Here is an 11562-nt window from a genome sequence, read left to right on the forward strand (position 1 = left end):
AGAGTCGCTGTTTACCCAGTCGGGAATCGAGCTATCACGAACCACTATGGCCAGATGGGTTATCCAAGTTAGTGAGAAGTTCAAACCACTCTATGCCGCTCTAAAAGAGCACCTACTTCAACAAGTGGTGGTCCAGGCGGATGAAACGCCACTCAATGTTCTCAAGGAAGAAAAACAGTGTTACATGTGGCTCTACTGCTCGGGCGCAGACTCGCCAGAAGCCGCACTCCCCAATGTGAAGAATATTGCCTTGTACGACTATCAAAACAGTCGCGCGAGGGCATGCCCTGTTGCTTCTTGGGGGATTACAGTGGTTATCTACAAACCGATGGCTATGGTGCCTATGATGGTCTTTATCACGTCACCAATGTTGGCTGCATGGCACATGCACGGCGAAAGTTCATGGAGGCTAAGAAGCTTCAAGGTAAAGGTAAGTCAGGCAAAGCAGATAAAGCGCTGGCCAAAATCCAGAAGCTCTATGGGATAGAATCGCGCTTAAAAGGTGCGACTGTCGAAACACGAAAAGCAGAACGTCAACTGCATAGCAAACCGATACTGGACGAGTTGTACGAGTGGATGACATCTCAACAAGTGATAGCGTCTAGCCCGCTGGGTAAAGCGATAAAATACACGCTCGGCCAATGGCCGAAGGTGATCCGCTATATCGATGACGGTCACTTATCGATAGACAATAACCGCGCTGAACGCGCAATTAAACCGCTGGTCATTGGCAGAAAGAACTGGTTGTTCTCGAACACGCCAAATGGTGCTGATGCGAGTGCGATGCTTTACAGCATCGTCGAGACTGCGAAAGCCAACGGCCTTATCCTCTACGACTACATGGTCAAGTGCATGAAAGAGCTCGCGAAAGCTGAGCCCGATATCGATGCACTCCTACCTTGGAACCTCAAACACTAACAAATATCGCCCCGTGGGTTCATGGGGCGTTTACGTTCGATCAATAAGATTTGTTCACTATTAAATTCTGACCAGTGTGGGCGTGCGCAATTTATAACAATACCAAACTGTCCATACATTTCACGATTTGTTGGTGTAATACTGCCAGTTCCACCTTTGATTTTTGAGTTTTCACGTTGATAAGTGTAAACATCAAAGCCTTTGTCCCTAAACAGTCTCACGACATGACGCCCCACATAACCATTTGCACCAGCCACTAGTACTTTCATGTTACCTCGAAGTTTAATTTACACATTACGCCTTACTAATAGACACATACATACTTGACTAAAATTCTCGACAAAAGAGCACAAGCCAAGCGTTTTGCGTCCATTTAAGTAACTTGTTAGGCAACTGATTTTCGCCTATGCGCCACAGCACACCACTCGGATCTGTTAAACAAAACTCGAGCATTCCCCAAGGCTGCTCAATAAGCTCTGTGACATTTATACCAAACTCTTTGTCTAGATTTAGCTTTAAAACATGTGCGTACCAACTTTGAGCATCTTCAACAAGTAGGTGCATCAGAAAATTGTTGCTGTGAGCAGGTTCATAAAAGTCTTGAAGCAAGAAAGAACAAGAGCCAGATTTGAGATAAGCGATACCGTCAAACTCAGACGCTATTTCAAAGCCCATTGTCTGATAAAAGCGCTTTGAAAGCTCAAAGTCTTTAGCGGGCACAAACGATTTTATTTCTACTGTATTCAGGTTTTCCATTTCCATCTCCATTTTATAAAGACTGGTTTTAGCCTAAGAGTGTATTAATAAGCATTCTTAATGTAATGCAAAAATATACTCATGAAGTACCTTTATACTCGATATAATCTTTATATATTTTAAGGTTGATAGCTTTTTTACACTCAACTCTTTGTGAAAGCATGTGAAAAGTAAGAAATATATTTAATCAGTCTTATTTAAATTTCAGTTTGTTATAAAATTTTATATACACATCAATAAGACTTATCTTAATAAGAATGAAAGAGTGCCCATTCTAAACGGTTTCAGCACCATCCTTTCGCTACTGACTTCGATACTTTTTATGCTAGTGTTACGAAAAATAGTAATAAGAAGCACAATTTAATGAAACGTATTGTCTTATTTAGCCAGAAAAGCTGCTCAAACTGTAAAGATGCACAACAGTACATGACGAGTAAAAAATACAGTTATCGTTTGGTTGATATCAGCTCACCCAAAGGAAGAAAAGAATTTAACAGTACTGGTGCTAGGTCTGTACCTGTTTTAAAAGTTGGTGATCAGGTGTTAGTTGGCTGGAATATTACCAAGTTTGAAAAAGCATTAAAGTCGAAAGACTAAGAAGCTATTTAACTGAATTTTCCAGTGAGTTACTGTTATTTCAAAAATAAAAAAACCGACAGCCTGTGTCGGTTTTCTTTTACTCAATTTATATAGCAAGTATTAATCGTTATCGTTTAAGCGAATACCTTCACGCTCAATAACAATTAGCCCTTTCTTATATAAGCCACCAATGGTTTTCTTAAAGGTTGCTTTACTAGTACGGAAAACTTGGAAGATTTCATCAGGGGTAGATTTATCACTTACAGGGATAAAGCCACCTTTACGCTCTAACGAGGTTAAGATTTTATCCGCTAGATCGTCAACACGATCTTTACCCATTTTCTGTAGTGAAAGGTTTAACTTACCATCAGGACGAATCTCTTTAATGTAAGCTTTTAATGCTTTACCAATAAATAGCTTACCAAATGATTCTGTTTTAAAGAAAAGTCCCCAGTGTTTACCTTCAACTACGGCTTTAAAACCAAGATCAGTTACTTCAGCAATAATTACCTGCACTTCTTGACCGATTTGGTAAGTTGCCGGTGTTTTATCTAAGTAACGGTTAAATTTGGTAGTACCCACAATACGACCAGACGCTTTGTCTGTATATACGTGAATAACCACTTCTTGACCTTCTTCTAAACGACGGCGTTGCTCACTAAATGGAATGAGCAAATCTTTCGTTAAACCCCAATCAACAAACGCACCAATGTTGGTTACACCCACAACACGTAGTTTTGCGAAATCGCCTACTTGTGCATAAGGTTCTGTTGTTGTTGAAATTACTTCATCATTTGAGTCGAAGTATATAAACACCTTTAATTTATCGCCTAGTTCGGTACCTGCTGGAACTGAGTTCTTAGGTAACAGGATATTACCGAAGTCTTCACCACCATCAAGAAATACGCCAAAATCTACTAGTTTGACGACTTCTAGTGTGTTGTATTTTCCAATTCTAATCATGTATCAGGTACTCTCTGCGTAGGCAACGACACGCGTTTGGTGATGTTGCTTCAATATCTTTATTAATCAATTTATTAGCTGCCTGATGAATTAGCTATATCTCGCTAATCAATCGGCTATAATGCACGTGTTGTGCTTAGATTTCTGCATTATACGTGATGTTGGTTCGCAACGCCTGACCTATCTGCATTTATTTGATGATTTTTCATGCTATCAGCGCAAACTTATATAGTTAACAGTAATATTTAAAACCAACTTATTCTAAAATTAATAGACTAAGTTATTGTTGTAGATCTTGGAGGGTATCAATAAGTGATCACTGTCGATAAAAAAGATGGGCATAAATTAAAAATATCCCATGTTATTCAAGAAACAACTAATCGGCAGCTCGATATGTACATCTTCATTCCCGGTGAACTTGGCTTAAATGCCAATATCATTTCTGAAGAAGAGTTCTATCATAACGCTATCCACGGTAAACGTACTTATTTCAGTGATATTAATCACCTTCCTCTTGTTCATAGTCGCCTCGCCAGCCGTGGAAAATTATCTATCGAACAATACCGTTTAAGCTTAAGCCTTTACGCTTATCAGTATGCACTAGCGCTAGAAAAAGCCACCAGTGAGTTATTAAGTCAAAATAATAACCTGACATTTGAAGATGTTGAAGAATCTGCCAATATCTCTGTTCGCATTTTAAAGCGTTTACGTCGAAATATTCCAACCGACAAAAAGCTGCTTAAGTATTACGAGAATATTGATAACTATCTGTCTTGGTTTACTGAGCAGCGTTTCCTCCAGTTAATTTCTCATCTTCCGCGCGGCAACGATTACAACACCATTAAAGCGACATTACTTGAAATCTGTGAATCTGAAACACAGCACCGCATTAAGCATAATTACAACTCAGCTAAAGCGATGGAAGATCCAACCCGTATGTCGAATAAAATGCGGCTATTACGACGTTTGATTGAATACCCTGTTACGATGAGTGAGAAGACCATTGAGCTGGGTAAAAGCACAAAAAAAGTGGTGACAGGCGCTGCTGCCGGCATTGTGATGATTTTTGTCACCATGATGCTGATAAAAGCACGCGGTATGCTGGGTGACATTACCGCGTCATTTATTTTGGTGTTATCGCTAATTTATGCGGCACGTGAAGTATTTAAAGATGACTTAAAAACCATGCTTTGGCGGTGGTTACGTAAAGGAAAAGCACGTTGGCGTAAGCAGTTCTTTGATGCCAATACAAGCCATTTAATTGGTCGACAGCTCGAATGGCTTGAATACATTAGCTTCGACAGTCTACCAACCGATATTCGTAAAACGCGTAAACATAAGGTATCTCACCGTGAAGAAACCATTCTTCACTATAAAAGTACCAGCCGTATGTCACCAACAAAGTTTTTAAGTGGTTATGAGCAAACGCGAGAATCGATTATTTTAGATTTACGTACTGTTACGGCGTTAATGGAAAAAGGCTCTCAGCGTTTATACCAACTTAATGATGGTCAAGTAACAAAAGAGTCAGTGGAAAAACGCCACCTATTTAACTTGATCACCAAAGAAACCGACGAAGATAAAACAGTGCGTATTCAGCGTTGGAAAATTATCATGAGTCGTTCCAAAATTGTGGATATTGAGCCGATTTTTCCTCCAGAGAAAAAGCCAGTTGCAGAAGCTCAAGCCGCGAAGGAAAGTGAAAAAGCACAAACAGCCTAACGCTAAAAAAGCTCACTGTTGACGATATTAATCGCGTAATAGTGAGCTTTTTACTGTGACATTGAAAATTATGCAGCGCGAACAGAAATACGCTCATCATGAATTTTAATATCCCAAGGACGATTACCATTAATTTTTAGTTAATAATATCAATCAGTAAATTAGTAATATTACAGAAAAACACTTTAACGACTTTCTAATTAATAATTGAATGATATTTCTTTTCAGTTAACGCTCATCAACGTATATTTAACTCAATTTCTTTCCATTATTTCGACATAATCATGTTTAGCTCACAAAGCATAAAGGAGCATGCAATGCGTCAACCAATGACGTCTTTACTTATCATTGATCCTCAATATGACTTTTATGATGTTCCCGTTAATGAACAATTCACATCTGGTTCAGCATCTCAGAAGATTACTATTTCGCCAGCACTTCCCGTTCCTGGTGCATGGGAAGACGCTAACAAACTTGCTGCATTTATTACAAAGCAACAAAAGCATATTAATCAGATTATCGTGACACTTGATAGCCATCATGAATACGATATTGCTCATGCGCCCTATTGGAAAAATGAAGCAGGCGAACACCCAACACCATTTACTCTAATTAGCCATCAAGACATTGTGGATGGTATCTGGCTGCCTACGGATCCAGCACGTTTAAATCATGTCCTTAATTACACCCAGTCATTAGAACAAACGGGCAAATATAGCCTTCTTATCTGGCCGACCCATTGTGTGATTGGCTCTGTTGGACACGATATCGTTAAACCTATTCATACTGCTATTTATGCTTGGGAACAGCAAGCGAATACACAACATATCAGTATTGCTAAAGGCGAGAACCCGCATACTGAGCATTACGGTGGATGCGAAGCTGAATATCCGTTAGAAGACGATAAAAAGACCCAATTTGATCCTCAACTAGTAGAACTAGTTAAACAAAATGATCAGGTTTATATTTCAGGCCAAGCTCTTTCCCACTGTGTTGCCAGTACGGTAGAACAAATGGTAGAAAAACTCACACATGAAGAGATTAAAAAGCTAACAATTTTAATCGATACCACCAGCCCTGTTACTGGGTTTGAACAGCAAGCAAAAGATTTTATGAAAAATATGTCATCTATTGGTGTGAATTTTGTAACCACATCTAACTTATAAGACTATCATTGGTCTGGTAAATGTCTGAGTTTTAATTATTTAAGGTGCCAAATGAAAAGAATACTGTGTTTATCTCTTATGATTAGTTGTGTTTCCCCTGCGTTTGCAGCTAAACATAATAATGATGAAATTTATGTCTGTACCCTCTCTCCGTTTACCGACACTTTTGCAGATGCCGCCAGAACTGAAGATGCTGCCCGCTATAAAGTTGCACAGCGCTGCTTAAAGTCGCAAAGTGATATGTTTTGTCGTGCACAAGAAGCGAATTGTTTTACAACTTCGCTATCAGCAAATAATGACCACAACTCCCATAAATCAGTGAAGCTATTTAGTAAAAAGAATCAAAAAGGCCATTCCATTGATATCAGTCGCGATAAGCCTAACTTTTTTGATACTGATTTTAACGACAAAATGGTGTCATTTAAGATCCCATCAGGCTGGAAAGTTCGCTTTTACGAAGATATTAACTATCAAGGTAAATCCTATACCTACAAAGGTGGCAAAGATAATGCCGATGGTTTTGAGCACGCTATCAGTTCAATGAAGATTTTGAAAAAGTAATATTAAGAATATAAGCCCTATAATCATTGGTTATAATGGGGCTTTATTTGCATAATTGACGAAACACCTTCGGATATTTAAATACGTTAACGGTGTCATTAACATTAACGAAAATCCATTCACTGCCCTTTGTTAATGGGATATACCATTTTGCATCATTTTTTATAATGACTAATGCAGGCAATGTTTTTATCTTCATAATAAAAGCATCATTTTCTTGATACATAGCCTTTAATGGCAGCAACTCTCTTCTTTCAATTTGTAGATAAAGTTGAGCAATATTTTTATCTACTGCCTCTAAATCACAACCACTATTATCTTTATATTGATATAAGACTTTGCCTAAATCTTCTGACTGATAAACCACATCAGATTTAACGTTACAACCATAAACCAGTATCAATAAAAATAATAATGGTGCGCACAAAGAAAATATTTTCAGCATATGCGCACCTCTCTAATTATTTAACTTCTATGTTATCAATCAATATTGCACTAACGAATTCAGTATTACCTTTATCTACCGCTTCTATTTTTAGCTTCCCACCTTTATGGGATAAAGCTGTACTGACAATAAGTATGTTTCTTATTAAGCTCATTGTATTCCCTTCAATAACATACCAGTAGAAATGAACAAAGGATCATATTGGTTAGTTAGATACTATTCTATTAAGCGATACCCCTACTCGATTCACTTCATGATTAGAAATGTAATAGATGTAAGTACTTAACTATAATGTATGGTTAGATCTATAATCCTTGTTAAACCCAACGAATACCTTTGTTATGAAATCATTACAACAGCTTGTTTTTAATAATACTTACAGCCAACTCCCTTCCCTGTTCGGCACCTTCGTTACTCCGCAACCGCTGAGTAATCCTTACTTAATGAGTGTGAATCCACACATTGCGAAATTATTAGAACTCGATATAAACGCCATTCAATCTGATGATTTTATTAATATATTCAGTGGTAACGACACCTTAGCTGGGTTTGATCCCATTGCAATGAAATACACTGGGCACCAATTTGGGCAATACAACCCCGATCTTGGTGATGGTCGAGGTTTGTTATTAGGGGAAGTACAGACGAGTCAGGGCAAAAAATGGGATATTCACTTAAAAGGATCTGGCCTTACACCTTATTCACGTATGGGCGATGGCCGTGCAGTTATTCGTTCAAGTATTCGAGAATATTTAGCTAGCGCAGCGATGGCAGGTCTGGGTATTCCCACCTCACATGCACTCGCAGTTATTGGTAGTGATACCCACGTGTACCGTGAAAAACAAGAATTTGGCGCAACCCTGATCCGAGTCTCAGAAAGCCACATCCGATTTGGCCATTTTGAATATCTGTTTTATACCCAACAACACGATCAATTACGCTTATTAGCAGATTACGTTATTCAGCATCACTTCCCTGAATGCCAACAAGTCGAAAAACCTTACGCCGCACTATTTGAGCAAGTATGTGAAAATACAGCTAAAATGATCGCCCATTGGCAAGCAGTAGGATTTGCTCATGGCGTGATGAATACCGACAATATGTCGATTTTAGGCTTAACCTTTGATTATGGCCCTTATGGTTTTCTGGACGATTATAATCCGGGTTATATTTGTAATCATTCCGATTATTCTGGTCGTTATGCCTTCAATCAACAGCCATCCATTGGGTTATGGAACTTATCAGCACTAGGTTACGCCTTAGCACCTATCATTGATAAATCAGACATAGAACATGCATTAGAAATTTATCAGCACCAACTACAAATGCATTACAGTAAACTTATGCGTCAGAAATTAGGTTTGTTCGATAGCCAAGAACAAGATAATGAGTTATTCCAGCAGTTATTTAATTTACTCAAGCAACAATCAATCGATTACACCCAGTTCTTCCGCACGCTTTCGACGCTTTCCCAAGACGAACTCGATAACACCAGTTCTCATTTTTCATCTCTCACAGCAAATACAACACCAATCGATGAATGGTTAGCTGATTACAAAAAACGTATCTCAAATACCGATGATCAGCAACGTTTGGCATTAATGCTTAAAAGTAACCCGAAATATATTCTCCGTAACTATTTGGCACAGCTTGCTATCGATGGTGCTGAGCAAGGGAATTTCACATTTATAGAGAATCTATTAACCGTTTTACATGATCCTTTTGGTGAACATCCTAATTTTGAAGATCTTGCTGATCTACCACCCAAATGGGGTAAAGAGTTAGAAATTAGTTGCTCTTCTTAAGTCATTATCTCGTTTTTGTTACAAAAAATGCCCTATTCAATAGGGCATTTTTCTCTATATTCAATTTAATGAGCATTACAAATAATAGCTCTGTACAGGTTTCATCTGCTTGTTAAATTCATAAACTAATGGTGCACCTGTTGGTATTTCTAATTCTGTAATTTTGTCATCAGGAATATTATCTAAATATTTAATCAAAGCACGTAAGCTATTACCATGAGCGGCAATTAAAATATCAGAGCCTTGTTTAACATTAGGGACAATATTCTCATTCCAGAATGGTATTACCCTATCATAGGTATCTTTCAACGATTCACCATGTGGAAGTTGGCTGTGTTGTAGTTCTTGGTAACGTCTATCATTACCTGGGTAAAAAAAGCTATCTTCACTTACTTGTGGTGGCTCAATATCATAACTACGACGCCAAATGTGCACTTGTTCGTCGCCAAACTCTTCTGCTGTTTCTGTTTTATTCAATCCTTGAAGATCACCATAATGACGTTCATTCAATTGCCAGTCGTGCTCAACAGGGATCCATAAAGAATCAAGCTGTTCTAATGCTAAGTTAGATGTTTTGATCGCACGATCAAGCATTGAGGTATAGCAAAAATTAAAGTTGAAACCATTCTCTTTCAATTTAATGCCTGCATTACGCGCTTCGGTTTCGCCTAATTCAGAAAGAGAGACATTCGCCCAGCCAGTAAAACGGTTTTCTTTGTTCCAAACACTTTGACCATGACGAAGTAGAACAATACGTGTATTTTTCATAACAGCCCCTTGTAACTCAACATCATGAGTTAAGTAGATTAGTATTTTTAATCGCTGTCATTTCCATATGGCATTTAACAATTATTTTCTAATTGATAATCATTATCATATTTAGTTGTAGATTAAATCCATTCCGCAACGATTACAATACTGACTATAAAGAAAAGTTATTAAATAAAAGTGCTACATACCGTCATAATATGTATCTATAACGTCATTATTGAGTTTGAATAGAGTAACTACAAAAAATAAGCAACTGATAATATTGATTATTTTTAACTTTGAGGGGATGTTTGGAAACTCATTCGTAAAATATTATTTACACAAGTAATAAAAAATCGCTTTTTCAAATGTCATAACATATGAAAAAAGCGATTTAATTTGTAGGATATATTTAAGGTTAATTAAGCGATGCGGCTAAAGCCATTGGCTAAATCTTCAATTAAGTCGTCGCAATCTTCTAAACCAATATGTACACGAATAAGCGTGCCATCAAAATCTACTTTGCCCGCAGGACGAATACGATTTAACTCTTCAGGCTGACTGGCCAAAATAAGAGACTCATAACCACCCCAAGAATACGCCATACTAAAATGCTCAAAGTTATCTAAGAAATTAGAGACTTCTTCATTCGATAAACGTTTGTTAAGCACAAATGAAAACAAACCACAGCTTCCTGCAAAATCACGCACAAAGAATTCATGGCCTTTACAACTTGGTAATGCTGGATGATTAACCGTTGCAACTTCTGGACGCTCTGCCAGCCATTCTGCTACTTTGATACTGCTTTCATGATGTTGTTTTAAACGAACGCCCATGGTGCGCAATCCACGAGCAGCCACATACGCGGTATCAGCATCAACCATTTGCCCCATTAAATAAGAACGTTCACGTAATTGATCCCAGCAACGCTCATTACTTACTGCCGTACCTATCATCGCATCAGAGTGACCAACAATGTATTTCGTACCGGCTTGAACAGAGATATCAACACCGTGCTCGAGCGCTTTAAATAGCACCCCTGCCGCCCATGTGTTATCTAAAATAATCACAGCATCAGGGTTAACAGCACGCACTGCTTTCACAATTGCTGGAATATCTTGCACTTCCATTGTGATAGAGCTTGGTGATTCTAAGAAAACAACTTTGGTATTTTGCTGTACAAGTTCTGCAATCCCCTCACCAATCAAGGGATCGTAATAAGTAGTACTAACCCCTAATCCATTAAGGACAATATTACAAAACTCTTGGGTAGGCTCATAGGCTGCACCTGTCATCAATACATGATCGCCAGAAGTGACAAATGCTAAGATACTGTTAGATACCGCAGCCGCACCGCATGGATATAAATAACAACCAGCACCGCCTTCTAATTCCACCATCGCATCTTGAAGCGCAAAGTGGGTTAACGTGCCACGACGTCCGTAAAACAACTCGCCTTTCGCGCGGTTCTTAATAGCCTGTTTTTTATCTGCAACCGTATCGAAAACTAATGACGATGCACGTTGAATAACACTGTTCACCGCACCGTGAGTATATTTTTTCTTTCTTCCTGCACTCACTAATGCAGTATCAATTTTCTTACTAGACATAACTTCGTGATTCCCTTACTCGTCTATCTATTCTGTTTCTTGTATAACATGAATAAACACAACAAACTAGCAAGTTATCATAAGTATCAAGCACTAAACTGATGAACGATTAGTCTTAACGTTTGGTGTTTACTTTGCGGTATTGTTGCGTTTTTCCCTCGAACAACAACTGCTGTGATATAGCATTAAAATAACTTCCCTCTGCAAAAAGAGATTCACTCCAAGCTTGCTCTGAACACACTAATGTTTTTTTAGTCACAACATCATTATCAATATCAAAACAAGAA

Annotated in this window: 12 protein-coding genes and 1 pseudogene; 7 read left to right on the top strand and 6 right to left on the bottom strand. The window is 38.2% G+C overall.

All coding sequences use genetic code 11. The annotated features are described in order from the left end of the window. Positions 1-46 precede the first annotated feature (46 nt). Positions 47-801, top strand: a pseudogene (locus SKA34_RS11735) (IS66 family transposase); the annotation flags it as partial. Between the two features lie 39 nt (positions 802-840). Beyond that, a complete protein-coding gene (locus tag SKA34_RS23650) occupies positions 841-918 on the top strand; it encodes a hypothetical protein (RefSeq protein ID WP_232284250.1) in 78 nt (25 codons plus the stop codon). Here SKA34_RS23650 and SKA34_RS11740 read toward each other — a convergent pair. Both SKA34_RS11740 and SKA34_RS11745 read right to left on the bottom strand, forming a co-directional pair. After that, positions 915-1187, bottom strand: a complete 273-nt coding sequence (locus SKA34_RS11740) for an NAD-dependent epimerase/dehydratase family protein (protein WP_006645746.1) — start codon at positions 1185-1187, stop codon at positions 915-917. The two genes, SKA34_RS23650 and SKA34_RS11740, sit on opposite strands and share 4 nt — an antisense overlap. Positions 1188-1245: 58 nt before the next feature. Continuing rightward, on the bottom strand, positions 1246-1674 hold the full coding sequence (locus SKA34_RS11745) for a VOC family protein (RefSeq protein ID WP_006645747.1): 429 nt from the start codon (positions 1672-1674) through the stop codon (positions 1246-1248). Between the two features lie 363 nt (positions 1675-2037). Between SKA34_RS11745 and SKA34_RS11750 the strand changes: the two genes are divergently transcribed. Then, positions 2038-2271, top strand: a complete 234-nt coding sequence (locus SKA34_RS11750; RefSeq protein ID WP_006645748.1) for a glutaredoxin family protein — start codon at positions 2038-2040, stop codon at positions 2269-2271. 102 nt (positions 2272-2373) lie between these two features. Here SKA34_RS11750 and SKA34_RS11755 read toward each other — a convergent pair whose 3' ends face one another. Beyond that, positions 2374-3216: a S1 RNA-binding domain-containing protein gene (locus SKA34_RS11755; protein ID WP_006645749.1), complete on the bottom strand. Its 843-nt coding sequence runs from the start codon at positions 3214-3216 to the stop codon at positions 2374-2376. A 312-nt stretch (positions 3217-3528) separates the two neighbouring features. On the opposite strand from SKA34_RS11755, the gene SKA34_RS11760 reads away from it, so the two are divergent. From SKA34_RS11760 to SKA34_RS11770, 3 genes are all read left to right on the top strand, one after another. Then, on the top strand, positions 3529-4938 hold the full coding sequence (locus SKA34_RS11760; protein WP_006645750.1) for a hypothetical protein: 1410 nt from the start codon (positions 3529-3531) through the stop codon (positions 4936-4938). Positions 4939-5255: 317 nt separating this feature from the next. Then, the gene (locus tag SKA34_RS11765; protein ID WP_006645751.1) at positions 5256-6104 is read left to right on the top strand and encodes a hypothetical protein; all 849 of its coding nucleotides are present in this window, start codon (positions 5256-5258) and stop codon (positions 6102-6104) included. 51 nt (positions 6105-6155) lie between these two features. Beyond that, positions 6156-6665, top strand: coding sequence for a beta/gamma crystallin-related protein (locus tag SKA34_RS11770; protein ID WP_039860319.1), 510 nt, complete (start codon positions 6156-6158; stop codon positions 6663-6665). Positions 6666-6708: 43 nt separating this feature from the next. On the opposite strand, the gene SKA34_RS11775 is transcribed toward SKA34_RS11770, so the two are convergent. Next, positions 6709-7110: a hypothetical protein gene (locus tag SKA34_RS11775; protein WP_006645753.1), complete on the bottom strand. Its 402-nt coding sequence runs from the start codon at positions 7108-7110 to the stop codon at positions 6709-6711. Between the two features lie 341 nt (positions 7111-7451). Here SKA34_RS11775 and SKA34_RS11780 point away from each other — a divergent pair, with 341 nt between their 5' ends. Next, positions 7452-8915 (top strand): YdiU family protein, encoded by a 1464-nt coding sequence (locus SKA34_RS11780; RefSeq protein WP_006645755.1) that lies wholly within the window; start codon positions 7452-7454, stop codon positions 8913-8915. 75 nt (positions 8916-8990) lie between these two features. On the opposite strand, the gene gpmA is transcribed toward SKA34_RS11780, so the two are convergent. Beyond that, positions 8991-9683, bottom strand: coding sequence for a 2,3-diphosphoglycerate-dependent phosphoglycerate mutase (gene gpmA, locus SKA34_RS11785; protein WP_006645756.1), 693 nt, complete (start codon positions 9681-9683; stop codon positions 8991-8993). Between the two features lie 404 nt (positions 9684-10087). Beyond that, the gene (gene metC / locus SKA34_RS11790; protein ID WP_006645757.1) at positions 10088-11275 is read right to left on the bottom strand and encodes a cystathionine beta-lyase; all 1188 of its coding nucleotides are present in this window, start codon (positions 11273-11275) and stop codon (positions 10088-10090) included. Positions 11276-11562 lie beyond the last annotated feature (287 nt).

This window comes from Photobacterium sp. SKA34 (assembly GCF_000153325.1).
In the GTDB taxonomy this organism is placed as follows: Bacteria; Pseudomonadota; Gammaproteobacteria; order Enterobacterales; family Vibrionaceae; genus Photobacterium.